This is a genomic window from Gynuella sunshinyii YC6258 (assembly GCF_000940805.1).
In the GTDB taxonomy this organism is placed as follows: domain Bacteria; phylum Pseudomonadota; class Gammaproteobacteria; order Pseudomonadales; family Natronospirillaceae; genus Gynuella; species Gynuella sunshinyii.
This window is the reverse complement of the sequence record NZ_CP007142.1, coordinates 5,435,676-5,461,767: the sequence shown is the minus strand read 5'-3', so window position 1 is coordinate 5,461,767 and position 26,092 is coordinate 5,435,676. Positions and strand designations below refer to the sequence as shown.

Genomic DNA, 26,092 nt, shown 5'->3' with positions numbered 1-26,092 from the left:
TGTTTTGATGAACTTTGTAATTGACTGGCCAGCGCGTGGTTATGCGGCTGCGCGAGTCAGCGGTTTTTTTTGGATATGACGCTTTTTTGCCGTACCGGTTTTTTTTGCATCGTAGTCGGGTCGTTGGTAAATTTGCCGCCCTTTTTAATAATTGATCCGTTTCAGTGCGGATTCGCTTCCGGTTTGCGACCGGATTTGCAGAACAGGTAAAGATCATGAACCAGATTGTTGTATGTGCGCTCTATAAGTTTGTCACCCTCGAAGATTACGAAACCCTGAAACAGCCTCTGCTTGATCGGATGCAGACACTGGGCGTCAGAGGTACGTTGATTCTCGCCCGAGAGGGAGTTAACGGCACTGTGGCTGGAACCCGTCAAGGCATCGACGGGTTGCTGGCATTTCTGCGTCAGGACACCCGCTTTAGTGACCTTGACTGGAAAGAATCATATGATCAGACCATGCCGTTTTATCGCACCAGAGTGAAGCTTAAAAAAGAAATTGTCACGATGGGGGTTGAAGGTATCGACCCTAAAAAAGTGGTGGGTACATATGTGAAGCCGGAAGACTGGAACGCGCTGATCAGTGATCCCGAGACATTGGTCATTGATACCCGTAATCAATATGAATATGACATCGGCAGTTTTAAAAATGCTGTGAACCCGGCAACGGAAACGTTTCGCGAGTTCCCTCAATATGTGCAGCAGAACCTGGATAAGAGCAAGCACAAAAAAGTGGCGATGTTCTGTACCGGAGGCATTCGCTGCGAGAAATCCACCGCTTACTTAAAAGAGCAGGGGTTCGATGAGGTCTATCATTTACAAGGCGGGATTCTTAAATATCTGGAAACGGTTCCTGAAGAACAGTCGTTGTGGCAGGGAGATTGTTTTGTATTTGATAACCGGGTGTCGGTGACTCACGGGTTGAAAATCGGTGAATATGATCTGTGCCATGCCTGTCGACTGCCTATCACCGCAGCAGATCAGCAGCATCCGCATTTTGAGGTCGGGGTCAGCTGTCGGCACTGCCACGGGAAAACCTCTGAGCAACAGAAACAGCGGTTTCGTGACCGTGAGAAACAGCAACAACTGGCACAAAAGCGTGGTGAAACTCATATCGGTTCGGATGCTAATGAATTTAGCCGGAAACACCGGCAGCAGAAAAAAGAGAAGAAACTCAATCAGCAAAAATAAATAAAGGATGATAACTATGGTAGGTGTGTTTTTTCGGTTGTTTGCCGGAACGATTCTGGATTTTTCCAAACGGGACAATGTATTTTTCTGGATCAGTCAGATGGCTGTAGTGGTGTCGACCATTATCGGTGTTTACCTGGCCACGTCAGAAGGTCTTAAAAGTGCGGTGGAATTTCACAGCATCACCAGTATGGAGAAAAAGTACTACACGCTCAATGCACTGCATCAGGAACTGACCAGTAACAATGATCTGATGCGCCAGTATGTTGAACGCTTTTTAAATAAGGATGATAAGGGTCAGGCAGTGTCCCATAACGGCGTCGGGGTTTTGCCGGAACTGAACCTGTTTGTTTGGGATACCATGTCCAATTCATCAGACACACTGGATCTGCCGGTTGATATCCTGCGGGATGCCAACCGGTATTATCTGCAACTGGCGGATATCACTGACTCTCTGAAGCACAGTAGTGGTTATGAAACGCTACGTAATGGCAGTGCGCTGGAACAGCTGACGGTAGAAGCCCGGGAAAAACTGTTGAGCAGAATAGAACAGCAGCTGGCTGAGTATCAGCAACGGCTGAAAGTATTCACGAATTTGGGAAAATATTAATGAATAATATGATGTGCCCGGCCTGTGGAACGGCCACCCTTGTAACGGAAACTATTTTCGATCAGGAAATCGAGCGCTGCTCAAGCTGTGCCGGCAGCTGGTTTGATGAACATGAGTTGAACCAGCTGATTTCGGATCAGAACCCTGACGTGGACCAACATGATCTGCGCGAGCATCTCGGTAGTCCGGTTGGCACCAGTCAGCGTCATTGCCATCGCTGTGAAATACCGTTGCATACTTTTCAGTTGCTGAAAAACTTTCCGGTGGAAATTGATTGTTGCCCCAGTTGTGATGGTGTCTGGATTGATCATCACGAAGCCGAGCAGGTTAGACATTCGATTGAATTACATTCTGCTTTACAACGGATCCATCAGAAAGTGACCTGGAAGTCGTGGCTGTTTCAATTGCTGTTGCAGGTGCCGGTTGAATACAACGTCAAAGCGAAATCATTTCCGTGGATGACCGTGTCGCTGCTGGTGTTGAACATCGTCCTGTTTTTGCCGTCTCTGCTGGCACCGGAACTGGCTAACTGGTTATATGAAAACTTTGCCGTATTTGTGCCGGTGGAAAACAGCAATCAACTGTTATGGTCGGTCGTGACCTGCCAGTTCTTACATGGCGGTCTGATGCACCTGTTAGGAAATATGTATTTTCTCTGGATTATCGGTGACAACATCGAAGATGTACTCGGTCCATGGCGTTATCTGGGGCTTTATTTGCTCACCGGGCTGGCCGGAATCGGGTTGGAAGTGATCATCGCACTGGCAAGCGGTACGCAGATGTCTCTGGTGGGCGCGAGTGCCGCGATTGCCGGATTGTTCGGCATGTACATGATCTGGTTTCGTCATGCCAAACTCAGTTATCTGTTTGTGCTGTATCAGGCCCGGCTCAATGTGTTCTGGTTCTTCGCGATCTGGCTGGGTCTGAATATCTTCGGGCTACTGACGAGTGACGGCAATGTTGCCTATTGGGCACATATTGGTGGTTTTGTTGCCGGGCTGTTGGTGGGATTGGGTTTGCGGCGCTGGGTACTCGACCGGCAACCGTTGCTGCGTATGCTGCAAACCCCGGCCGTTCCATTAAAGCAATGAAAACTGGGTGTCGTTAAAGCTGGATTCCTGAAAACAACCAGAAAGGGACGACACTTAAAGCCATAATGATAATCACCGCCAGCAGGTACATAACGAATACCACCGGCTGGCGGCGAAATCCCAGCCACAGATTACCCAGAAAACCACGTTTGCGAACGGCCTGACGTTCTTCGTGCAGTCGTTCGTAACGCTCCTGCTGCCACTGATTGATAAGTTCACGGGCGTGATCAAACTGATCATTTTTGTTTAGCCAGATAGCTGCCAGCGATATGTTCCAGCGACCGGCACTGGTTTCATAAAACTCAATGTCATGCTGTCGCAACAGTTCGCGCACTTCTTCGGCCTCATCATCCGGCACATTATTGAGACGAAATACCAGCCTGGCCATCAGTGCGACTTTCCGAACCAACGGCCAATCAATTGTTCTACGACCAGATATACCAGCCCGCCGGCGACTACTCCCAGAGCACAGTTAATCAGACTCGGCAGCAACCCGCCGATAATCATGCCGATCGCCGGTAACGAGTGGGTGGATGCGGAAACAGAGTGTAACAATTCGGCCAGGCCCGGCAGGCCATGGGAGAGAATACCGCCCCCGACCAGAAACATGGCAATGGTGCCGGCAATGGACAGGGTTTTCATCAGATACGGCGCCAGTCTCAGCAGAAAACGGCCAAACCAGGCACGAAACCCGGTCGCACCACCACTGATCAGAAACAAGCCGGCATCATCGATTTTCACGATTGCCGCGACCAGGGCATAAACACCGAGTGTCATGACAAAGGCAATGCCGGCGACCACGCCGACCTGAGTTATAAAAGGTGCACTCTGAACGGTGCCGAGGGCAATAACGACAATTTCGGCGGAAAGGATGAAGTCCGTCCGAATGGCTCCTTTGACTTTGTTTTTCTCAAAGGCAACCAGATCTATGTCTGGTTGTTGCAGTGCCTGTTGCCGTTGCTGTTTATGCTCTGCGTCGGGTTTGTGAAATAAATGCCAGACCTTTTCAAATCCTTCAAAACACAGATAGGCACCACCCAGCATCAATAACGGCGTGATCAGCCAGGGAGCCACTGCAGAAATCAGCAGTGCCGCCGGCACCAGAATCACTTTATTTAGCAATGATCCTTTAGTGACTGCCCACACCACCGGTAATTCCCGGTCAGCTTTGACACCGGTCACCTGTTCGGCATTCAAGGCCAGGTCATCGCCCAATACTGCTGCGGTTTTTTTGGCAGCGACTTTGGACATGACCGCAATATCATCAAGTAACGTGGCAATATCATCAATGAGTGCCAATAAACTGCTTCCCGCCAACGCCATGTTCCTCTTACTGTTTTTTTGAAAGGGGCGGATCATAACACTGCCGCCAGTTTGCTCCTATGGTTGGATGTCGGTATTGTGCCGTGGTTATTTCCTAAACCATTGTGTGCCTCATGATATTCACTGCCTCTTCAGACATTATCGTCAACAACCGGTTAGCGTCCGTTCGTGGACAAACGGTTGAGTTGCTTTATTTTCGTAATGAACAGGTTCTGCTGTTAACCACTCAGGCCTTAAGTTTGTACCGGCATGAACGGTTTATCGAAGATGAACTGGGTAATGGTTTGCTGGCTTACCTGAAGTTGCCCGATGAACATCTTCTGGCTCAGCGGCAGGGACATTATGTCGCTGAATTTCAGGCGGGTTATGTAGGGCTGGTGGATGGTAAAACCCTGCTGATCACGCCCGTGGCGATACAGCTTTTCCCGAATAAAACCGATGCATTGTATAACCGTGCTGAAATCTGCCGGTTAAAGCTTTCGACAGAATGATGTGGTTGCGAAATATGATCTGCGACTAATTCACGACCTTAATTCCCGCCTGTTTGTTTACGCTATAATTGACTGATGGTTTAAGCTCTTCGTCGGTTTCCAGTTCCGGGAATTCAAGAGCTAAGGGGGCTCTGAAAAATAGGAATAGTTTTGATGCAGGTAAGGATGCACCACTCGCAACACCGCAGTTTACTGACGTAAATGAGGATGTGAGACTGGGGCTGACAACGTCCTGCGCGAAAATAGGCCATATTTCAGAGATTCCCTAATATGGACAGACAGAAGGACACATACAATGAATGATGTATATTCGACGCCGCAAGCAGATCTGACGCCGGATCGTGGCAATCGCCCAAAATGGGGTTCACTGGAAGACGGTATCAATGGTAATTACGAGTTTACGATAGGGGGATTGATTAGCGAAGCCTGGCAAAGAACCAAGGGTGCCAAGCTTACGATCAATTTAGCCACTATTATTTATATGTTCGTCCTAGTCGGGTTTAACATCCTGATGCAGTCGGTTTTGAAATCAACCGGATCCATCGGAGTGTTCGTGTTATTGCAGTTGATCTTCGCCTTCGTCAACGTGATTCTCGGAATGGGCGTGTTTATGATCGGCCTGCACTACGCTATTGGTGGCGAGGCATCTTTAGGGCAGATGTTCAGCTGTTTTGGCAGAAGCTGGCAGATCTTTCTGTGTTTGATTCTCATATATCTGATGGTATTCCTGGGGTTCATTCTGTTGATTATTCCGGGCATCTATCTGGGTCTTGCCTATTACCTGGCGATGCCGCTTGTGGTTGAAAAGAAAATGTCTGTGTGGAAGGCGATGGAAGCCTCGCGTAAGGCCATCACCAAGCGCTGGTTCAGTGTCTTTGGGTTGTTCATTGTGCTGGGATTTATCAATCTGATCGCGGCACTGCCGCTGGGCATTGGTCTGATCTGGACCTTACCCATGAGCGTTATCTGTTTCTCAATGTTGTATCGTAATGTTTTCGGTTACGAGCAGAGCACACTGGAAGCAGCGTGATCTGCCATCAGACAGGCCAGATCGTCAGATTTACCAAGGTCGCATGAGCGGCCTTTTTTATGTGGGACTGACACACATGCTGTCGACAGCCCCTATAGATACCCTGCCTGTTTGATCGCCAGATAACGGTTAATGACCTGAGCGGTTAATTGACTGGGCGTACAGTCAGCAAAAAATACTCCCTGTGCCTGCAGACGTTTCTGCAATTGACGACGTTCATGCAGGTAATCATTGATGCCGGCATAGATAACCGCCTCATCAAAACTGTGAACCGGTTGCGCCAGTGTCTGATCAAGACTCTCCTCACGCAGATTGGCAACCAGCACCAGGTGGCATTTTTTCAACAATTTCACTGCATTCAGAATGTCGTCACTGTCTTCATCGCGCAGGTTGGTGGTGAGTACTACCAGCGAGCGTTTGCGGTGGCGCTGCATCAGTTCACGGGCAGCTTCCAGATAGTCAGGGGCGGATTTGTCCGGATAAAAATCATAGAACTGGTTGATCAGCCGGTTGATATTACTGGCACCTTTGATGGCCGACATATATCGATTGGCTGCGCCAAAACTCATCATGCTGACTGAATCACCCTGGCGTAAGGCAATATACGACAGCATCAACAGGCAGTTCAGACAATGGTCAAAGTGAGAGCTTTTACCTTCTCTGGTCAGCATACGGCGACCCCCATCCAGCAGCAGAATGACCTGTTGATCGCGTTCTTCCTGGTATTCGCGGGAGATCAGCTTCTGGCGGTGGGATGTGGCTTTCCAGTCGATCTGGCGCAGAGAATCGCCGCGCCGGTATTCCCGTAACTGATGAAAGTCCATGCCTTCACCACGGCGCTGTTTGTGATGGATACCAAGCTGACTGTTCTGGTGGTCCACTGCCAGCAGCTGATAATCGACCACAGAAGCGAAATCGGGGAACACCTTGACAGATGTTGCAACCGGATGAGTTTGCTGTAACTGCCAGAAGCCCCACAGCGAAGTCACTTTCACATCAACGCGATCGAGGGTCAGAGAACCGCGACGGCGGGGCTGTAACTGATAACTGACGAGGCTGCGATGACCGGGTTGGACGGTTACGGTTGCCGGCAGTCCTTCAAAATCGCAACTGTCCGGCACATGATCGAACAGCTGTAATTCCACCGGGCGTGGAAAGTCATGGGCCACGGTTAAGGTGACAGTGATCCATTTATCAATCGACAGGTTATGGTTGAGTTGGCGTTCAAGCTGAGCCTGTGGCAGCCGCCATGACATCATCAGATCCATTGCCGGAATCACAATGACCAGAGTGAGCAGTGCCAACAGGCCATAAAACAAGGTGTCGTTAATGGGTTGTCCAGCCGCCAGTATCCAGCTGCCCGGCAGTTTCCACAGCGTATAACCCTGTATCAACAGCAGTCCGGTGATGATCAGCAGACCGGCATGGAGCATGCGTTTGCCGGGATGCAGCGTGCGTCGTGTCATTGACGTGGAGCCCCGGTCTCTTCTAGTAGTCTGTCCAGCACCGTATCAACGTCCACACCCTCGATTTCCATTTCCGCTGACAGCAGCAGGCGGTGACGCAGCACAGCGGGGGCCAGCTTTTTAACATCATCAGGAATAATGAAGGAACGTCCGGCCATCATGGCCCGGACCTTGGCGGCGCGAATCAGATTGATACTGCCTCGCGGACCTGCTCCCCGGGCGATGCCAGGCCATTCACGGGTGGACCGGACAATTCTGACGGCATAGGCGATGACTTCATCGTCGGCCAGAATCTGCCAGGCAATCTGTTGCCAGTGTTGCACTTGTTCAGGCGTGGTCATGGTGTTGATTCGAGTCAGATAATCGACTTTGGCACCCTGAGGGTCGGTGACCTGACGGACGATGTCCTGCTCATGCTCAAGTTCCGGGAAGTCGATTTTCAACTTCATCAGAAAGCGGTCAAGTTCAGCTTCGGGCAGCGGATAAGTACCTTCCTGTTCGATCGGGTTCTGAGTGGCCAGCACCATAAACGGGGTTGGTACCTCGAACGATGCTCCATCGATAGTGACCTGATACTCCTGCATGACTTCCAGCAGCGCCGCCTGGGTTTTGGCCGGTGCCCGGTTGATTTCGTCCGCCAGCAACAGGTTGGTGAAGACCGGACCTTTGCGGACCTTGAAGGTCTGGGTTTCCATTTGGTACATGGAATGACCGGTCACGTCACTGGGCATCAGATCAGGTGTGAACTGAACCCGTCCGAATTTACCCTGAAAAGCTTTGGCCAGCGCTCGTACCAGCAAGGTTTTACCCAGACCTGGCACGCCTTCAATCAGGACATGGCCACCGGCAATCAGGGCAATCAGAGTGTGTTCGATGACATCGGACTGGCCGACAATCGCTTTTTCCAGTTCCGCTTTCAGGCCCGACAGTTGTTCGCTGATAGCCTGGACTTCTTGATCAATAGCGTGATTAATAGGGGCGTCGCTCATAATTTATCCTTGATATGTTGTAGCGCTCTGATGGTATGGGTAAAGCCGGCATGGTCTTTTGGAGCCGGCTGGAATAACGCCACTGCGACGGCGTCTTCGGTGATCCGCAGTTGTTGGGACAGCTGGCGGATCTGTTCGGCTTCACTGAGCCGGTCGATATGCTGAATACGTTGTCTGAGCAACCCCCGGACCTCAGCCCGGGTCTGCTCTATGAGGGATTCACCTTTATCCATCCGCCAGAGAAATCCGGCGCTGGCGCGAATATGTTCGAGGATTTGCCGCTGGGCATACTGCTCCCCTCTGCGAACCGGACCAAAACGGCTCATTCTTGACCATAACCAGAGTATCAGCAGAATAGTTGCGGTGATCACCACCGCATAAAAATGGCGCCATAAAATCACAAACAGGTTTGGATAATCGTGGTTGTAATACACGTGCAGAGTGTTGCCTGCGGTCGGTGCCAGTTGGGCCAGAATATAGGCATGGTCAAGACAGCCGATGTTTTTGTTTTGCCAGAACTTAAAACTGACCAGATAGCTGATCATGCCATCACCATACTGATACTGCAGCATATGGTATTGCCCCGGTTCGCCAATCACGCCGAATACATCACCATCACCGTCCAGGCTGTCATCGGTGATGAAATGAGCTTCGACCTGATGGTCATCGTTTTTGAATGAGAAGGTATCCTGAGCGTACAGGACATCGCAGCGATCAATCAGGTTCATGCCGGTCAGGTCGTCCAGCGTTTCGAGGGTATCGAGCTGGTCGGAATTGAAGTCATCGTAACCACGAATCCGTTCGACCGAAAACAGATCAAACACCGGGTCTCTGACGTGATCTACATCCTTAAGGTAGGGGTTATCCGTACTCACCATCAGGTGGCCGCCGGCAGCGACCCATGTCAGCAGTGTCTCAGCGCGTCTGTCCGATATTGACCCGTAGGCATCCATCAACATGATGGTGTCATCCACCGGAATTGTGCTGGCTAGGTCCGGTTCATCAAAGGTGCGAAAATGGTTTATGGAGTCAAAGCCAATATCCTGGGGCTGCAAAAACTGTTCTGCCGCCAGAAACGGCTGTTGTCGGGCTTTGCTGCTGAAGCCGAGATCGTGTTCCGTTTCGACCCACTCCAGGTTCTGATAAGCCACGATCCCGAGCACGGCTGCGATGATCGCCAGTATGACGCCAAGTGGAAAGCGGTTATGGCTCATGAGTTTCTCCCTGACGATGGCCAAAATGAGCATCCCATTGCTTGCATAGCTGGTTGAACAGCACGCTCTCCGGTTGCTGGTGCGCATAGGCCTGGGTCTGCCAAGCCTGGGTCAGCTGAGCGAAGTAAGTACTCAGTTCACGGCTTTCGCGGGTTGTTACCAGAGCCACACAATCCTCTTCAGTGGCACCGCGGCTCAGTCGCAGATCATGCTGGTTGACCAGGCGTGACAGGCCACCGCGATACAACAGGGCCAGGGCCTCACGATAGGCCTGGCGCTGCCATAGAGAAACCGCTTCGGTGACCAGTTCATCGGGGAGTGATTGTTCCCGAATGTCGAGTTCAAACAAATGCGTGGGTGCCGCGCTGATGGATTTGTTCTTGCGGGCCGGCAGTGAGATGGTCAACAGTGCATCGCGATAACGGTAGAGTACAGACAAAATACAACTGATCAGCAGACCCCAAAGCAGGAGTTTGAAGATCAGTGCAAGGCTCTCCAGACCGGAGAAGCCGTCAAAGTCAAAGTCCGGAGGGGTGGGCTCATCCAGCTCTTTTTGTTCCTTCTGTCGATCATCCAGGAATTTTGGAATGCGGCTGGTTTTCAGGGTATGGAAATCCGGGCCCTGCATAATGGTCTGAATGTCTTCACGGGCGCTTTCAGGAGTCAGCTCTGCTGCCTGAGCCGGCTTTGGTGCAGCGCTGAATATGAGAGTGAGTGCTAACACTGCCACCAGTCCGGCAAGTCCTGCGGTGTTATGTCGTTGTGGTTCTGGCTGCATGCGCTGCGTCATCTGCTGGAACATGAGTTCCAGATCCCAGCCTTCGAGGATGATGCGGCGGTTCAGATACAGGGCGAAACCACCGGCAACATAAAACGGGCCGATCAGCGCTATGGCAATGACCGTGGCGATAAATTGCAGAAACGTCGCATCCAGCAGGTATTTCCAGTCCAACTCCATGTTTTGTGGCAGCACCATCATCATCAGAGCAATCAGGGCAAAACTGGAAAAGCTTTCGATGTGAATGCCCACTATCGTCAGCCATGAAGCCGCTGTGCCGGCCTGTCCCTGATGCAGTACCCCTAAACGTTTCTTGCGGGCTGCACCTTTCTGGCCTTCCAATTGAATGATCGGCAGATCGAAACTGCGGGTGGTGCTCAGGCGTCGCCATGTAAGAGAGGCAAACCATTGGATCCGCAGCATTTTGGGCGTCTGTCTCAGTGTCTCGCGGATGCCGGGTACTTCTCCGAATACTGCGCGACTGAGAAAATACAGCTGGCTGCGTTCAAACATGGGTTTGAGCCACCAGATCAGCAGGCCGGCATAATATGGCTCCGGCAGCAGCCAAAAGCTGATGAAGGCCACTGGAACCATCCAGATCAGCCATAGCAGATACAGTTGCCGCCACCAGCGGCGGACAAGATGAAAGCCCAGGTCGATGGCTTCGTAACGATCACGTGCGCGCAGGGTGAACACTATATCAGCGGGGCTCATGCGCACTTCTCCCGGCCAACGTGAAGTAAGCGATTACCATCAACCACATGGCCGCGCCAACGGAGTATTTGACCGTCGCCGGAAGGGTGTGATCGGATGACCAGAACGCCTCAATAAACGCGGCGATCAACAGCATGATGGTCATGCCATAAAGTATCGGTATGCATTCCCGGGCCGCCTGTTTCAGCGCCTCTGCACGGGTTCTGGCGCCTGGCGACAGAAGCGTGAAGCCTAGCTTCATGCCGGCCGCTCCGGCGAAAGTTATTGCGGTGACTTCGAAGGCACTGTGGGCAATGACAAACGTCCAGAATGTTTCGGTGTAGCCGATTTCGGTCAAATGACCGCCGATCACACCGAAAAACACGCCGTTGAACACTAGAAAGAAAATGCTGCCGAGCGCAAAGACAATGCCGGTGGCAAAGGTCCGAAAGGCGATACCAATATTGTTTTGTATGTAATAGCCGAACATTTGCAGATCCGTTGAGGATTCCCGTTTCTTACCAAGGGATTCAGAACTGGGGTCATACATGGATTCATATTCGCTCAGTTGATGAGCATCGACGACCAGGTAAACCAGATCCGGTTCCACCTGAATGGCACCGATCAATAGCACCGCCGGCAGGTACATCAGCAGAGTGGCGACCATTACATAGCGCCATTGGGTACGGATCGAGTGTGGAAACTGAACCGCCAGAAAATGAGTCAGGCTCAGCCAGAAATGGCTGGGACGTTTGTGCAGCATCTGATGACCGCGCAGCATCAGGTCATTGAGGTAGATAATCAGGTGTTGGGAATAACCACGATGACGGGCAATGGCCAGATGCTGGCAAAGACGCCGGTAATGACTGGCAAATTGTCTGAAAGAATCTTTGCGGCCCTGTTCAAGTTCTTCCAGCTGGGTGCTGAAACTTTGCCAAAAGGCCTGGTTGTGTTGCTCAAATACTTCCTGCTTCACGATGACTCCGTAGCGTCCCTGGAGGTGGATGGATCGTTTGGTTCACTGGGTTTGCGGCCCAACAGATAATTGGCCATTTGATCGATTGTTTCGACTGCCTGCTGGTTCTGTTCGTTCAAAACCGGGCTGAGAATATTGGCCAGTTCCTGACGACGGGCGGAAGACAGTACCTGCGCTCGTTGAGCAAACTGCACCACCGCCTGCTGTTCTGTAGCAGTCAGGGCAAATGAGGGTGCTTTGACGCCAGAAGTGGTTTCGACCGGGGTGTTTTTGATGGCAGTCATTCGAACCACCAGCGTTCCGGCGGCCAGATCCCCCAGGCGTTTGAACTGGCCATTGCAGACCATGCTGATCAGGCCGAGCAGATAAAACATCGGCAGAATATCGGCAGCCCGCAGCAGGTTGCGCAACAACGATGAAGAGAAGGTGATCGGGCTGCCGTCATCATGTATGACGTACAACTTGAACCATTTTTTTCCGGGAGTGGCACCTTTGGTCAATTCAAAGAAGACCGGATAAAACCATTCCAGCAGGAAATAAATCACCAGGGCGATGCCGGTTCCTGCCTCGCCCAGAAAAGCGAGTATTAGCATGGCCAGGGCAATGACCAGCACGCGGATAAAGAAGTCGGTGGTGTAGGCGAGTGATCTCGACACTACGCCTGCGGGTGTCACGGTAAAATCCACTCCCTCCGGAGTTTCAACTGCAATCGTGGTATCGAGTAGCATCCTGGCCTTGCATATGTGTGAAAAGAGCGTTGCATTCTATCGCGTCAGGCAGATTTTCATAGGTGAGCGGGCAGTTTTTTTGAACCCCGTGGCCGAATTTCTGCCCGGCTCCACTGATTTTGGTTGTTGCCATGGTCATTGTCGGAGTTGTTTGAAAGCTTTATATAAACACAGCCGGCGGGTATTGTTTCAGTTGAACACAGAACCCATATATCGCGGCGGCCTGAACGTTAAAGATCGGGACCTTATTTGAGTTCTTAAATTTTCCAAGGATACATTTATGCCAATGCTTCACGATCCTCTGCAGTTGGGGGATTTTCAACTGAAAAATCGCATCATCATGGCACCTTTGACCCGCAGCCGGGCAGACAACCCTGGACGTGTGCCGAATGAGCTGATGGTACAGTATTATCGTCAACGGGCTTCTGCCGGCCTGATTCTGTCGGAAGCCACTTCTGTGACTCCTTTAGGGGTTGGATATGCTGATACACCAGGGATCTGGTCTGAAGAGCAGGTTGAAGGATGGAAGAAGGTAACCAATGCAGTGCACGATGCGGATGGTCGTATCTTCATGCAGCTCTGGCATGTGGGCCGGATATCCGATCCTCTCTTTCTGTTTGGTGAGCTGCCAGTGGCTCCATCGGCCATTAAACCCGCCGGTCATGTCAGTCTGGTGCGACCAATCAAAGAATATGTCACGCCCCGGGCGCTGGCGACAGAAGAGGTGAAAAACCTATCACTGATCTATCGTAAAGCTGCTGAGAATGCCAAAGCCGCCGGATTTGACGGTGTGGAAATTCACGCGGCCAATGGTTATCTGATTGACCAGTTTTTACAGGACAGCACCAATCACCGCTCTGATGAATACGGTGGCAGCATCGAGAACCGCAGCCGTCTGTTATTGGAAATTGTGGATGCAGTGATTGATGTCTGGGGAGCCGGTAAAGTGGGTGTGCATCTGGCACCTCAGAGCGATTCCCATGACATGGGTGATTCCGACCCGGAAGCTTTATTTTCTTACGTGGCCCGGCAGCTGAACCAACGTTCTATCGCTTTTATTTTTGCACGAGAAGCCCAGCAGGTGGAAAAACCGATTTCGCCAGTTATCCGGGAGAATTTTTCCGGTGTGTTCGTAGCCAACCAGCAGTTGGATCGTGAGTCCGCAGAGCAATTGTTAAAGGATAATAAAGCGGATGCCGTTTCGTTTGGTGTGTTATTTATTGCCAATCCGGATCTGGTAAAACGTTTGCAACAAGACACTGAGCTTAATCAACCTCAGCCGGAAACATTTTATAGCGCGGGTGAAAAGGGATACATTGATTATCCGTTTTTATCTGTCTGATATTTGTTTGGCTAACTGATATTGTCGCCAGACAGGTCTTGTGATCTGTCTGGCTGCTGGAAGTTACCAGGTTTACGAATTTGTACCTCACCTGATCATTTTTAAATTTTTCCTTCAAAAAAAAACAGCCCTTGCTAATTTCTGCCTATAGTTAACGTTGTATGATGGCTGTCGCCAGATACAGCCATGCCTAAAAAATACAAAACAAGAGGGCGGAGCATGAATCAAATTCCCGTTGCGATGGAGCATAGTCATCCAGAAATCACTCTGGGGCATTTGGTCACGGTGGAACAGGCGGCTGAAATGATCCTGGCTGGTGAAGTGCTTAGTATTGCTGGTGATGAGGAGGTGCTGCGTCAATTACCACGAGGCTCCTGGATTGGTGGAACAACCGCGTATTTCATGGCCGAAAATGGTGGCGAATATGAGCCGAAAAAGGTGTTCGTCAATCATCTTCCTGGAGACTGCCGTGAACCCAGGCTATGCATTTACGACAGCAGAAATATTGACCAGATATGCAATGAAGCTCCCGAAAATGGCTTCACTCTACTGATTATTCCTGCCCATTCTCTGGTGCACAAACGGTTCGCTGAAGATGCTCCGGGGTTTGAGAATATCTACCTGCAACCACTGATCGGCTGGATAGCAGGTGTTGATGTACATGATCTGCTGACCCGGACTGCAAAAGTGGTGTATGGACCCAGCGGTGAGCTGTATGACAATAAAGCTGTTGCCCTGCATGTGGAAGTGGATGAAGAGCGCATAGTAACGATTGAAACGGTTAATTTATTTCAACCCGGTGATGGTGATGTGTTGTGTTTTCCTGAATCAGGTTTTACCGCCCGCCAGGTCGAGGTTAACGGTCAGTTAACGGATCTGGTCAGTTACCTGCGCAATAACAAGATAGACACACAACTGCCACTGGTCACGGAGTATCGGGATGGAGCGGTTCTCAATGTCAGTTTCCAATTAATTGCTGACGACTATGTGAAATTTTATGCGCCTGTGTTCCATGGCCAGGAATATCGATTGGCACGGAATATAGGTTCGTATTCGCAGGCTTTCGCTGAGCATATTCCTAATACTTCAGGACAGATCGCCTTCTGTTGTAACTGCATACTGAACTACTATTATGGTGAGCTCGAAGGGGTTAGCACCGGCCAGATGCGCGGGCCGATGGTATTTGGTGAAATTGCCTATCAGTTGATTAACCAGAGTATGGTGTATCTGCGGATAATCTGATCTTCCCAGTCCCCAGGTCCGGGAAGATCAATATTGCTGCGGGCAGTTTGTTAACCTGGCAATCAAGTAAATCATCCTGATTTCTTTGATGGCTGCTTCGAGTCATCTGGCAATGTTGTACTAGGCACCGAATCGTCGGACCGCTTGATTTCCAGGGGATCGCATTGGCTATGGCCAATGGTGTGGTCTGACACTTCGGTGCGTCCCTGCATTACACTATATCAACCCGCCATAACGTTCCCGCTGTGTTAACAGCTTATCTTTTAAGCGTAAAGGTATAGCTGCCGCTGCCATTGTATGACAGTACGACAAACTGATAGTAACCGGCGGCTGCCTCGTAGCTGATGGCTTCACTGGAGCTGTAGCTTTCTGATATTGCCACGTTGACCCAACTTCTGCCGTTCCACTGTTGCAGATATAAATCAAAGTCAGCGTTGTCCGGGCCACTCAGCGTCGCTGAAAGTGTGCCACCCTGATATTGGAACCAGTTACCGTTTGGCTGGATGTTAGTGGCTCTTGAACCGGATAGCTGACCGGAATATTGCTCACCCTGATTTTGATCAGGATCTCCAGAATTATCGTTGTCATTGTCTCCGGAATTGTCATTACCGTTACCGGGATCTCCATAAATGGCTGCGACTGCGGCAAGGTCACCGGCAGACATTTCTGATACCATCCCCATGGTGTAAAGGTCTACGTCGTCCTGTTTGGGCAGAATGGTTGGCTGATCATTCTTCGAAAAAGCCCAGGCATGATAATGCATGATTGAATAGTAATCATAATTACCAACATCGTGGCGATTACTGGTATTTATCTTTTCAAAGTTATATTCCATGCCAGATTGAATATTGTCCCAGTAAATACTGACATAATTGTCCCGATCACTGCGGGTCTGCTCATGCTCAAATCCGACAGCATGTCCGAGTTCATGAATCGCAGCTGCCATGCCACAGTTATATGCCAGGGTGACTGCCTGGGCACCACCGATTTTACCAACATAGGAACTACAGCCATTTCCGTTGGTGATCAGCAGATAATCGGCTTCATTGGTACGTTCTATAAATTTGACATTGGTGTTGGTGTTCCAGTAACTGATCGCACTCAATGCATCCGCTCTGGCCGCACTGGACAGATTGCTGTTCAGAGCAAATGGCACGATTCCGTCCGGCCATTTGAAACCGGAAGATGGATAAATGGTGGCTGCCCGGGAGATTGATTTTTCCTGTGCGGTAGGTTGATCCTGGTTTTCGGCTACTGTCAGACCATGTTGTAACAGATCTTCTGTGCGGCCCAGCATCATGTCACCAACATGAGCGATACCGTCGATGTCGACCGCTTTGATCGTCTGACCATTGGATGTTTGGATTTCCACCAGATTACGACCAGTACTGCTATAGCCCCAGATAGAATCCTGGCCGTTACCGGAAGCGGTTTCGGATCCTGAATCATTACACGCTGTTACGAAAAGTATCGCGGCGGTGAGTGGGATTATTTTTTTCATTTTTTGTACCTGTGGTATTTGGGTATTGAGTCGATGTCTTTTTTTGTGAACGTTACCAGTAAATTGCATGAAATCTTCATAAATTTGAAAAACAATTTGGTTTTTATGAACTGGTATGCATTGGTGAAAATATGAATGTGACATAGAACAAAATATTAATGGAACTGGGTTTTCAGTGATTGTGAAAAAGCCCTCAAAACGGAAAATGCACGGATAGAATTAAATTTGAAATATTTTCATGTATTTCGCCGTAAGGATTCGGTGTTCACTGTCCTGCTTTCATGGTGGACGGCTACTTTTGCAGATGGATGGCTTTATAATTATGGTGTCGTTTTAGTCCGCTTAAATATTGTTTTAGGGACTGAAAAATGCCCGGACCAGCATGGAAATGAAAATAGCCGTTGTTACTATTAGCCCGGCAATTAAACAGATCTCCTGATCTCTTTAGTAGCCATCCCGGGAAATCTCGCGGTGTTACACGAAACACCGAATCGTTGAACCGCTTGTTTTCTCGGGGCTTGCATTGACCGTGGCTAATGGTGTGGTCCGGCACCTCGATGCAGTGGAAGAAATTTGCTGGTTCGGGAGGGACAGATGCCAGGACTGGTCTGTTTCATAGAACTGTCATGGATGGCTGTTTCTGTCATCTTTTCACTAGCGAATCTTGCTAACTGAACTATTCTCAAAGGTTAAGAGTTGACATATTTCGGAACGAAAATCTTAAAACGGATCAGTGAAACCATGGTTTGTGCCGATGGAATAACAAGAGATGTGGGTTATGAAACTGAAGTCTATTCAGAGCAAGATTGCGATAATTGGCGGAGCCTGCCTGCTGGTGACCGCCGGAGTATTAGTCTTATTCAGCATATATTCTTCCCTGGCTACTCAGAAACTGGTATCGGATCAGGCCAGCGCCCAGGTAGAAAATGAAGCTCTTGCAGGGTTGCTGAATCTGGCTCATCGATACGTCAATCAGACCTCTGAAAAGTTGAATCGGGGAATTGATGCCGCCCGGACACTGGCGAATGTTTTTTCGGTATCGAAAAGTAATCTGAATGTTGGTGATGCTCTTATTCTCGGACGTGATCAGGTCAACGGTATCCTGTTGGAAATGCTGAACGCCTCACCCGATCTCAATGCGACCTTCACCTATTGGGAGCCAGATGCATTGGATGGTCAGGATGCCTGGTTTATGAATGGTGATCGTGGTAATAACCTTGATACCGGACGCTTTGCTCCCTACTGGACTCGCGACGATGGCTCCATCCAGGTGGTGCCATTACCTGAACTTGAGAGTTCGTCCAAGTATCCCAACGGCGTGCCCAGGAACGATTGGTACATGATTCCCAAAGAGCAGAGTAAAGAAAGTATCGCCGGACCGATTCCGTTGACCGTCAAAGATAAAACCCGGTGGCTGGTGAAGCTGACGGTGCCCATTGTCGCCAATGATCAGTTTTATGGCGTGACCGGCGTCGATTATGACCTGTCTTTTTTGCAGAAACTGAGTGAGCAGATTGACAGTGACCTCTATGACGGCCAGGGAGAAGTCGCCATTGTCAGTGAGCTTGGGTTACTGGTGGCTCACAGTGGTCAACCGGATAAGGTCGGCCAGCCGTTCAATACTATTCTTGAAGAAGGCTGGGATGTGGTGGAAGCATTGCTGCATCAGGGAACGGATGATGCCTATCTGGAGCCGGAAAATCATACGGTACGTGCGGTGGCTCCAATACGGGTGGGCGAGGCTGAAACAAATTGGGCGATCTTTATTCAGATACCGCAGAAAGTGGTATTAAGCGGGGTCAATGCTCTGGCCCGGGAAATAGAAAACAGCAGTGAACGTAATATTCTTGTGCAGGTGGCGGTAGGAATTGTAATTGCGGTTCTGGCGTTAGCCATATTGGCATTGTCGGCCCGTTCTATTGCCAGACCGTTAAAACGGGCAGCACAATTGGCGCGGATGATTGAAACCGGTGATTTTTCACAGCGAATGGAACATTTGAGCGAAGACGAAGTCGGTCAGCTGGCCGGTGCACTGGATAACATGGCAGATAGCCTGCAATCTCAGGTACTGGTTGCGGAGAAAATTTCTCAGGGGGATCTCACCCTGACGGTCAAAAAAGCGTCTGAGCACGACCAACTGGGTACGGCACTGGAGCGTATGGTCGCCAATCTCAATCAATTGGTCAGTCAGATCAAGGATGGTGCATTGGCTATCAGTGAACGAGCAGGCAGCGTGGCGGAAATGAGCCATGAGTTATCCAGTGGGGCCACCCAGTCCGCCTCAGCTGTGACTGAAATCAGTGCTACTGTTAACCAGATTACTACGCAGATCAGAAACAGTGCAGATAACGCAGAAAAAGCCAGTGCTTTGTCTGGTCAGTCCCACCAGTCAGCCACCCAGGGAAACCGCCGAATGAGTGACCTGAAGCGGGCCATGCAGGAAATTGAACAATCGGGGCAGGACATTACCAACATTATCAGTGCTATCGAAACTATTGCTGAACAAACCAATCTGCTGGCCCTCAATGCTGCCATCGAAGCCGCCCGCGCAGGTGACCATGGTCGTGGTTTTGCCGTTGTGGCAGATGAAGTCCGGCAACTGGCTGGACGCAGTGCGGAAGCTGCGCAGCAGACCGCTGTCTTGATCAGCCAGTCCGCGGAACGTAGCCGTAATGGTGTGGTGATTACCGATGATACCGCGGCCGCTCTGGAGATCATTGTCAACAGCGCGGCAGAGGTGTCGGGTCTGGTATCGGATATCGCTGCAGCATCCAGTGAGCAGGCCAGTGGTATGGGTCAGATTGGCCAGGGTATTCAACAGATCGATGAAGTTACTCACTACAACAGTGATATTTCTGAAAAATGTGCCAGTGCTGCCAATGAGCTTACGGAACAGGCTGCTCAGCTGACTGCCCTGGTGGATCAATTCAGAACCCGTTAATGCCTACCGACTGCCCGTTCCTGGGCAGTCGCGAGGACCAGTGAGGGGGCCATATCCTGGCAGGTTGGAGCATGCTATGAGCGGACCGTATATGCCGGTATATCATCAGCTTTTCATTTCAATACCGAACTGAATTTCAATGACATTATCTTCAGAATCCGGGCCAAACCATTCATGATAGATTTCCCGGCTTTCGCCAGTGAATATATGACCGGCTGATCGAATCTGCTCAATCAGAGGCTGGTACCCATCTGCAAATATCCCCGCAAGCCTGCCCTGGAATGTCGTGCTGGCGCAATGAAAGCCGGCCAGTTTTTCGAACTGCACGTCGTGCTCCAGAGAACCGGGATGAACATCTGTAACCGGCTGGCAGTAGGCAACATCAAAAATGGTTTTGGTATCCTCTGGCAGGTTATGAAAAACAAAGTGTCATGGGCCGGCCGCACTCAGATCGGCATTTACCAGGACTTCGTGGATTTTTCCACAGCAGTCTATGCTGCAACTGCCGACCTCCGGGAGAGTCAGACGCCGATGCAGGCAGAGGATTGAGAGTGAGTTGATGTGCTTAATATTCATAATATCCTCGTCTGGACAATAACTGCGCGGGTCATGAACTGTGGGCAGATACCCTGGGCTGGAGAGTTTGTTTACTTTCGGGTACGAGGGGGGCTACCCGGCAGTTGTCTTATTGCCAGCTTTACCAGCTCAACCACTTTATCAACATCCTCAAGGTTTTCGTATCTCAGCTCTATCCATTGAGAGTTCGCCGACCGTTTGGGGTGAAATATTGAGTCAGTCGGGTGCGTGAGCTGTTGTTGCGAAATAATTTTCCTTGTTAACTTTAAATCAAGTTCAAAGTCATTATGAAAGTGGGCGAACTCAATGCCATTAAAGAACAGCGACGAGCCGCCTGCAACCGGTGAAGGTAGATTCTGAACGCCAAACATCGTTTCAAGTTTGTCAGTCAGGACATTTTTCAGGTGGTTCATGATTGATCCAGCTTATATTAACTTTATGAATGTGTCAGGCATAAACGAAGATATCCTCGTTGCCTGTGCAACAATATCGATGACAGCCTGCTTCCCCGTTAAGTTAGTACAAGAGTTTGAATACACCGGTGCGACGTTGAAAATCTTCTCAAGCCCATTATTTCTGTCTCATAAACTCCCGCCTCTGGCTCAGCTCACACTTCGTCACAGTCGGTAAACACCGGAGCCAGCCAACTTTGATACTGGCGGATTGGTTACAGGTTTTTGCCTTTTCCTGGCTTGCCAGCCGAAATTCTACAGAGGTTCCTGCTGAGTATGACTGCTCTGAATCTGATCAACCCGGCAGTCAAAAAGATTATTGCAATCACTCTGATGCTCATTTGGCAGTATCCATCTAAAAGCGAACAACAAATATTGGCCGCTTTAATAATAGTCATTATTATTTCAGCAATAACTAACATTAGAGTTGACTGCGTTTCAACGACAATGCCGGTCTATAATCAGATCGTCTATTAATCCAACATGAATATAGATGGTGTTAGTATCATAATTACTATTTGGCATGGCCTGTTTTTTGAGTCGGAAAAGTCCTGCGAAAAAAAAGATCTGAGTTGTCGTACGGGTCAGTTTTGATACGATTGCCAAAGCCGCTGATGAGGTTTCGTAGGTAATACCGGGGAATACACTAAAAATATATAGATAGTCTCATTGACGGTAGTCATATCCGTTCTCTTTTAAATCGTTATGATGATAATTCTATAGATGAAGGGTCTTTGTCCGTTGGCTGGGGGGCTGATATTTGGTTAAAGTTCATGTCGGTATGTCGGTATGTCGGTATGTCGGTATGTCGGTATGTCGGTATGTCGGTATGTCGGTATGTCGGTATGTCGGTTGAGCCTGACTGATTGTATGGATTTCTCTGCCACAAAGTGTTTGACTGCTGTCTTGCTTTTGAGGCTGTCGACATTCTGTATCCTGATCATTGACCAGTAGAGTGACGCAAATCTGCTTGCGACGGATTGATTCATTGCTTCAGTAACAAAATCAGAAGCTTGTTAAGGCATCATTTGCCGACGCAAAAAACATATTTTATTTGACCAATAACCATAAGTAAGAAATTTTCCCTATCTGTCTGTTTCGTCATAAAGGATACATATTTTATAGATCTAAAATGGTGCGTTTGATGATTTGAAGTATGATGGAACGGGTTTGTGGATTTTTATGGATTTAACATGATTTCAGTATCTTTGATGAGCTATGGAGCTGAAAATTTCATGTATTCCTTAAGATAAAATTATCAAGATTTAAAACACTACTTTAAATAAGTATGGAATATTAAGCTCATACTTTAGGATGAAAATAAAAATCCACTCTTCAAAGTTCTATTGTTGTGCCGGTAAAAATGGCACTATTGAAAATGTCTGAAATGATTCTGTAATTTCAGAGTAATTTAATATTTATAGTGTTAAGTATTAAAGTTTTCTGAAACCTAAAAAATCCCAAAACATGAGCCATGCTCATGTTTTGGGAATGCTGCCTGGAAATTTGCAGTCAATATGTTTTCTCGAAAATGTCAGAACAGGGAAGAATAGACATTTTTTACGATGAAAATACAGGCAGAATTGACACCCCGTTGTATGCGAGTCAGCTGTTTTTAAACTCCTTGGTGTTTTGATATTAACTTAGTAATTAAATAGATCGTCCTGATCTGTTTAATTGTCGCCCCGAGAAATCTGGCGGTGTTGTGCAAAAAACCGAATCGTCGGACCGCTTGATTTGTCGAGGCTCGCATGGGCTATGGCCAATGGTGTGGTCGACACTTTGGTGCATCCCTGCATCACACTATTAACCCGACATAAATACTTGGCAGGTTAATAATTTGATAAATGTAGCGTGGTCCGATGTTCCTGAAATTTTGAACTGTCGAGTGCGTGACAGAGGTTGATGAACAGAGTTCGGAGTGTTTTTACTACTGCTTACTTCTGCATGCTGCATTGGATTTTTATAATTAAAATAGTGTACGAACTATTGATCTAGCTGTCAGGTATCCGTTTCATTTTGGTTATGAAACACAGATGTCCTGCCGTGGTGTGAATGAAAAGTGATGACCCTGATATGGAATTCAGAATGATTTCGCTTGCATCGGTAATTTTTGTATATGCTCTGAAAAGTTGCCTGGAATGTTTTCATATGAAACTTGGATAATGGTTTTGAAATTATCCTTCACAATGAATAATTTCGGATTCCTGCCAGGGTGTAAATACCGATGATCCGCTATTTGGTTTTCAGGTGGCGGACATTCATGAGCCAGGTTAGTTGTATAGACACAAGATGATTATTGGGAGGTCAGCTCGCGTGTCTTTGTTTTTAAGTGATAACTTGTTAGATAAATTCGAATCTTGTGATTCGCCTCAGGATCTGGAGCGTCTTTGTTTTGAGTTTTCTCAAGCAAGCAGTTTTGAATACTTTCTGTTTGTCGTTTGTACTTTGACATCTCTGACTGCTCCGAAACTGGAAACTATCACCAACTTTCCAAAGGAATGGATGGCCCGTTATTTCAAAGAGGATATGGCCAGAAATGATCCAGTCGTAAAGTACTGCTTTGAAAACACTGCACCGGTCCGCTGGGATAAACTGGTTCAGCTTGAGCAATACATCGATGCCAAAGGATCCGAAATATTGGAGATGGCCAGAGAGGCCGGGCTGGTGAATGGTTGTTCCATTCCAATTCGGTCGCCAAACGGAAAAATTGTGATTTTCAGCCTCGCCACCCGTGATTTAGATAATGTCGATGAACGTTTGAATAAAGGTTTGACGGAAGTACAGGTGTTTTCGAACTGGTTGTTCGACGCCTATAACCGTATTAAGTCGACCATGGATCAGGATCCCAAAGCCTTTAAGCTCTCTGCCAGAGAGCTTGAGTGTCTGTTCTGGGCGTGTGAAGGTAAGACCACCTGGGAAATATCCCAGATTCTAGGTATTACTGAACGAACAGTTGTTTTTCATCTTTCCTGTTCGGCCAGAAAAATGGGAGCTTCCAATCGCCAGCACGCGGTTGCAAAAGCAATCACTTATGGATTAATTAAGCCGAGTCTCTGAAGTGTTATCGGATACGGAAAGTGAATGCGAGCGGAATAGTCTGATCTGATTGCAATTGCCGATGATTGAACTGGACTGCAATTGCCAATCGTTCAGTTTTGAAAACGCCTGTTTTCGGGAATGTATACAAGGAAGAGCAGTATCCGCGTCTGATATGATCGGATCAGCGGCTTTGGTATGGAATGTGATTTCATCTACCAGCACTTCGTTTAACAGGTAGGCCAACATCTGCATGTCGCAAAATATCAGCGTGCTGAAAACGGCCTGCTTAATATCATTTTTTAAAACAGGTAGTATGGCTTCTTCATGATCTACCAGAACAATATTCAGCGGTTTTTTATCGAAACCGGTGGCCGGTAGCAAAGGCAGTATTTTTTTCTGCGATTGACTGCAAATGATCGTCTGACTTTGCCGGCTGACTTCATTCAAATAGCTTAAAAATCCGAACTCATCCTCTAACTCGTTCAGCTCAATACTTGCATTATAGAAGTTTGCCGCTGTCACAGCATTTAGCCACGGAAGTCCTGAAGACTCTCCTTTTTCTATGCCCAGTGCCAGTTTGTCGGTCAGTCCTGTATGCGGCAAACAATGAATACTGCCAGACCATTTTTCAGACCATGCTATCCATAATCTGGATGTATTTTCAGTATCGGTATCATGACCAATATATATTTCCTCTATGACAGATCTATCGATAATTTTTACCAGTGATCTGACGTCCATAATACTTTGACTTGGTCGCAGGGACAGATACAGCGCAGTGCAGCTGCTGCTGTGATTTTTAATATCCTGAATCAATGTTTGGGTCAACAAATGGCTGGGGGTCGTGGCATGACTGCAGAGCAGCTTTCTGTTGCGGTCAAGTAATACCCAAGCGATGCCCGAACGTGGAGACAGGTTTTTGGCTTTGTTCAGAGCATTGGTGATATGTTCGCTAATAAACATTAAGTGGGATAGTCCTTATGAACAGGAATTTCTGAATAGCAGTCTGTGTCGCCAATCCGGCATTAACAATCTGCTCAAACTGGTTATTTATGTTTTATAAACCACCGATTTTTTAACAGATCGTTTGCTTTTTCCTGGCTTCCTCACCGACGTTATTTAGAGGTTCCAATATTTATTTGAGTCTTTTTTTTCGCAGTAAATAAGGCTCTGCGGGTCATATTTTCAAAGTCAGAACAAGGTTCTGTTCTGAGCTTTTACTTCAAACATCCTAAAACTGCTCGTTCTGTAATAGTTTTTGACGCTATGAATGGCTGAGCCCTGTGGATGTTCCGGATTCAATCTGTTATCCGGATTCAGGGATTCACGGTTATTACACATCCCCTTGCACGCTTTATCATTTCATCACTCAATAAGTATTAGCAGATCCAATAAAGACAGGTGAGCCAATGATAGGTTCTGGTAACGAAATTTATAGTGGAAAATGTTACAGGTGTATTTTGATGACCAGATAATAACCGGCAGACAGTTTCGGCGGCTGTTCGTCATATTGCCCCTCTGTTGCCATTTTACATTGTGTTGTCATTGTTTTTTGTGGTTTCTCTACGGTTGAAACGCCGAGTAAAAAGGCCTGCCTCAGATCACTGTCATTTCTGACAGATGATAAAACATATGCTTTCTATATAGTCACTCCGCATAACCAACCGGGATCTTTGATTCTGTGTGGTTGTGAAACCGCAGTATTTTCACATTAGTCAAAATCACATCATCATTTTTATCTGATGGTAATCTGCCGTGTATGGGAAGGTATTGTTAATGGCCAAAATAGTCGTCGCTCAGGAACAAAAAGACTCATTTGAATCATCATTGTTTGCCGATGTTTTTCAGTTGAGATATGAAGCATTTGTTAATCGCCTTAATTGGGAAGTCGTCGCTGATAATGGCAGAGAACGTGACTGCTTTGATGATCTGCAGCCATATCATATTGCTATAAAAGATGACGAAGGTCGGGTGCAGGGCTGTTGGAGGGCATTACCGACACTTGGAAGTTATATGCTGAAAGATGTTTTTCCGGTGATGTTACAGGGTGAGTCGGTTCCCAGACATCGCCAGGTCTGGGAGATCAGTCGCCTGGTGGTGCGTAAGGGCGCCGCAAAACCCACTCATGGCTGCATCGGTGATATCTCTGTTGACCTGGTACTTTCATTTCGCGATTTCGCTTTAAAGCATGGCATTCGCAGCTATGTGACGGTTACTACGCTGGCGGGTGAGCGGCTGCTGAAAATGCTCGGAGTACGCCTGCGTCGCCTGGGTGCTGGTAAGGTCATACAGGTAGGTATCGAAAAGACGGTCGCGCTATGGATAGACGTCAACGACATTCCGGAAATCAAAAAGAATTAAAGAAGTTTTTAACAATGTCGGTGATGAAACCAGGGGCAAATGCCCACCTTGTTATA

The 26,092-nt window shown here is 48.4% G+C and carries 23 protein-coding genes; 11 read left to right on the top strand and 12 right to left on the bottom strand.

Annotated features, from left to right (window positions below; genetic code table 11):
* The first annotated feature begins 215 nt into the window (after positions 1-215).
* Genes trhO through YC6258_RS22755 form a run of 3 tightly spaced genes read left to right on the top strand, consistent with a single transcriptional unit; the run spans position 216 to position 2,891 of the window.
* Positions 216-1,190, top strand: coding sequence for an oxygen-dependent tRNA uridine(34) hydroxylase TrhO (gene trhO / locus YC6258_RS22765; RefSeq protein WP_044618938.1), 975 nt, complete (start codon positions 216-218; stop codon positions 1,188-1,190).
* Between the two features lie 16 nt (positions 1,191-1,206).
* Positions 1,207-1,800, top strand: a complete 594-nt coding sequence (locus YC6258_RS22760; protein ID WP_044618937.1) for a hypothetical protein — start codon at positions 1,207-1,209, stop codon at positions 1,798-1,800.
* The gene (locus tag YC6258_RS22755; protein ID WP_052830506.1) at positions 1,800-2,891 is read left to right on the top strand and encodes a rhomboid family intramembrane serine protease; all 1,092 of its coding nucleotides are present in this window, start codon (positions 1,800-1,802) and stop codon (positions 2,889-2,891) included. The genes YC6258_RS22760 and YC6258_RS22755 overlap by 1 nt, the downstream gene beginning before the upstream one ends.
* A gap of 13 nt (positions 2,892-2,904) precedes the next feature.
* Here the strand turns inward: YC6258_RS22755 and YC6258_RS22750 are convergent, their stop codons facing one another.
* Together YC6258_RS22750 and YC6258_RS22745 are read right to left on the bottom strand one after the other, a co-directional pair.
* On the bottom strand, positions 2,905-3,279 hold the full coding sequence (locus YC6258_RS22750; RefSeq protein ID WP_044618936.1) for a DUF6164 family protein: 375 nt from the start codon (positions 3,277-3,279) through the stop codon (positions 2,905-2,907).
* Positions 3,279-4,208 carry a DUF808 domain-containing protein gene (locus YC6258_RS22745; RefSeq protein WP_044620333.1) on the bottom strand — a complete coding sequence of 310 codons (930 nt, stop codon included), beginning with the start codon at positions 4,206-4,208 and terminating at the stop codon, positions 3,279-3,281. The genes YC6258_RS22750 and YC6258_RS22745 overlap by 1 nt, the downstream gene beginning before the upstream one ends.
* Positions 4,209-4,327: 119 nt before the next feature.
* Here YC6258_RS22745 and YC6258_RS22740 point away from each other — a divergent pair, with 119 nt between their 5' ends.
* Positions 4,328-4,705, top strand: a complete 378-nt coding sequence (locus YC6258_RS22740) for a hypothetical protein (protein WP_052830505.1) — start codon at positions 4,328-4,330, stop codon at positions 4,703-4,705.
* A gap of 295 nt (positions 4,706-5,000) precedes the next feature.
* Positions 5,001-5,735 carry a DUF975 family protein gene (locus YC6258_RS22735; protein WP_044618935.1) on the top strand — a complete coding sequence of 245 codons (735 nt, stop codon included), beginning with the start codon at positions 5,001-5,003 and terminating at the stop codon, positions 5,733-5,735.
* A gap of 92 nt (positions 5,736-5,827) precedes the next feature.
* On the opposite strand, the gene YC6258_RS22730 is transcribed toward YC6258_RS22735, so the two are convergent.
* Genes YC6258_RS22730 through YC6258_RS22705 form a run of 6 tightly spaced genes read right to left on the bottom strand, consistent with a single transcriptional unit; the run spans position 5,828 to position 12,579 of the window.
* On the bottom strand, positions 5,828-7,201 hold the full coding sequence (locus YC6258_RS22730; protein ID WP_044618934.1) for a DUF58 domain-containing protein: 1,374 nt from the start codon (positions 7,199-7,201) through the stop codon (positions 5,828-5,830).
* Positions 7,198-8,190 (bottom strand): AAA family ATPase, encoded by a 993-nt coding sequence (locus YC6258_RS22725; RefSeq protein WP_044618933.1) that lies wholly within the window; start codon positions 8,188-8,190, stop codon positions 7,198-7,200. Before YC6258_RS22725 ends, YC6258_RS22730 begins: the two co-directional genes overlap by 4 nt.
* Positions 8,187-9,404, bottom strand: a complete 1,218-nt coding sequence (locus YC6258_RS22720) for a DUF4350 domain-containing protein (RefSeq protein WP_044618932.1) — start codon at positions 9,402-9,404, stop codon at positions 8,187-8,189. Before YC6258_RS22720 ends, YC6258_RS22725 begins: the two co-directional genes overlap by 4 nt.
* The gene (locus tag YC6258_RS22715) at positions 9,394-10,896 is read right to left on the bottom strand and encodes a hypothetical protein (protein ID WP_052830504.1); all 1,503 of its coding nucleotides are present in this window, start codon (positions 10,894-10,896) and stop codon (positions 9,394-9,396) included. Before YC6258_RS22715 ends, YC6258_RS22720 begins: the two co-directional genes overlap by 11 nt.
* The gene (locus YC6258_RS22710; protein WP_044618931.1) at positions 10,883-11,851 is read right to left on the bottom strand and encodes a stage II sporulation protein M; all 969 of its coding nucleotides are present in this window, start codon (positions 11,849-11,851) and stop codon (positions 10,883-10,885) included. The genes YC6258_RS22715 and YC6258_RS22710 overlap by 14 nt, the downstream gene beginning before the upstream one ends.
* Positions 11,848-12,579 (bottom strand): RDD family protein, encoded by a 732-nt coding sequence (locus YC6258_RS22705; protein ID WP_044618930.1) that lies wholly within the window; start codon positions 12,577-12,579, stop codon positions 11,848-11,850. Before YC6258_RS22705 ends, YC6258_RS22710 begins: the two co-directional genes overlap by 4 nt.
* A gap of 280 nt (positions 12,580-12,859) precedes the next feature.
* Here YC6258_RS22705 and YC6258_RS22695 point away from each other — a divergent pair, with 280 nt between their 5' ends.
* Together YC6258_RS22695 and YC6258_RS22690 are read left to right on the top strand one after the other, a co-directional pair.
* Entirely contained in the window at positions 12,860-13,921 is a 1,062-nt protein-coding gene (locus tag YC6258_RS22695) for an alkene reductase (protein ID WP_044618928.1), read from the top strand.
* Positions 13,922-14,140: 219 nt separating this feature from the next.
* Entirely contained in the window at positions 14,141-15,163 is a 1,023-nt protein-coding gene (locus YC6258_RS22690) for a DUF6976 family protein (protein WP_082070858.1), read from the top strand.
* 256 nt (positions 15,164-15,419) lie between these two features.
* Here the strand turns inward: YC6258_RS22690 and YC6258_RS27660 are convergent, their stop codons facing one another.
* Positions 15,420-16,664, bottom strand: a complete 1,245-nt coding sequence (locus YC6258_RS27660; RefSeq protein WP_052830503.1) for a M12 family metallopeptidase — start codon at positions 16,662-16,664, stop codon at positions 15,420-15,422.
* Between the two features lie 778 nt (positions 16,665-17,442).
* On the opposite strand from YC6258_RS27660, the gene YC6258_RS22680 reads away from it, so the two are divergent.
* Positions 17,443-19,605 (top strand): methyl-accepting chemotaxis protein, encoded by a 2,163-nt coding sequence (locus YC6258_RS22680; RefSeq protein ID WP_044620328.1) that lies wholly within the window; start codon positions 17,443-17,445, stop codon positions 19,603-19,605.
* A 105-nt stretch (positions 19,606-19,710) separates the two neighbouring features.
* On the opposite strand, the gene YC6258_RS22675 is transcribed toward YC6258_RS22680, so the two are convergent.
* Entirely contained in the window at positions 19,711-19,932 is a 222-nt protein-coding gene (locus YC6258_RS22675; RefSeq protein WP_052830502.1) for a GyrI-like domain-containing protein, read from the bottom strand.
* Between the two features lie 21 nt (positions 19,933-19,953).
* Here YC6258_RS22675 and YC6258_RS22670 point away from each other — a divergent pair, with 21 nt between their 5' ends.
* Positions 19,954-20,154: a hypothetical protein gene (locus YC6258_RS22670; RefSeq protein WP_044618927.1), complete on the top strand. Its 201-nt coding sequence runs from the start codon at positions 19,954-19,956 to the stop codon at positions 20,152-20,154.
* A 98-nt stretch (positions 20,155-20,252) separates the two neighbouring features.
* On the opposite strand, the gene YC6258_RS22665 is transcribed toward YC6258_RS22670, so the two are convergent.
* The gene (locus YC6258_RS22665; RefSeq protein ID WP_044618926.1) at positions 20,253-20,594 is read right to left on the bottom strand and encodes a luciferase domain-containing protein; all 342 of its coding nucleotides are present in this window, start codon (positions 20,592-20,594) and stop codon (positions 20,253-20,255) included.
* Positions 20,595-22,973: 2,379 nt separating this feature from the next.
* Between YC6258_RS22665 and YC6258_RS31220 the strand changes: the two genes are divergently transcribed.
* A complete protein-coding gene (locus YC6258_RS31220; protein WP_169749012.1) occupies positions 22,974-23,693 on the top strand; it encodes a LuxR family transcriptional regulator in 720 nt (239 codons plus the stop codon).
* Here the strand turns inward: YC6258_RS31220 and YC6258_RS22650 are convergent.
* On the bottom strand, positions 23,673-24,638 hold the full coding sequence (locus tag YC6258_RS22650; RefSeq protein ID WP_044618923.1) for a hypothetical protein: 966 nt from the start codon (positions 24,636-24,638) through the stop codon (positions 23,673-23,675). The genes YC6258_RS31220 and YC6258_RS22650 overlap by 21 nt on opposite strands.
* Before the next feature lie 813 nt (positions 24,639-25,451).
* Here YC6258_RS22650 and YC6258_RS22645 point away from each other — a divergent pair.
* On the top strand, positions 25,452-26,036 hold the full coding sequence (locus tag YC6258_RS22645; RefSeq protein WP_044618922.1) for an acyl-homoserine-lactone synthase: 585 nt from the start codon (positions 25,452-25,454) through the stop codon (positions 26,034-26,036).
* The last annotated feature ends 56 nt before the right edge of the window (positions 26,037-26,092 follow it).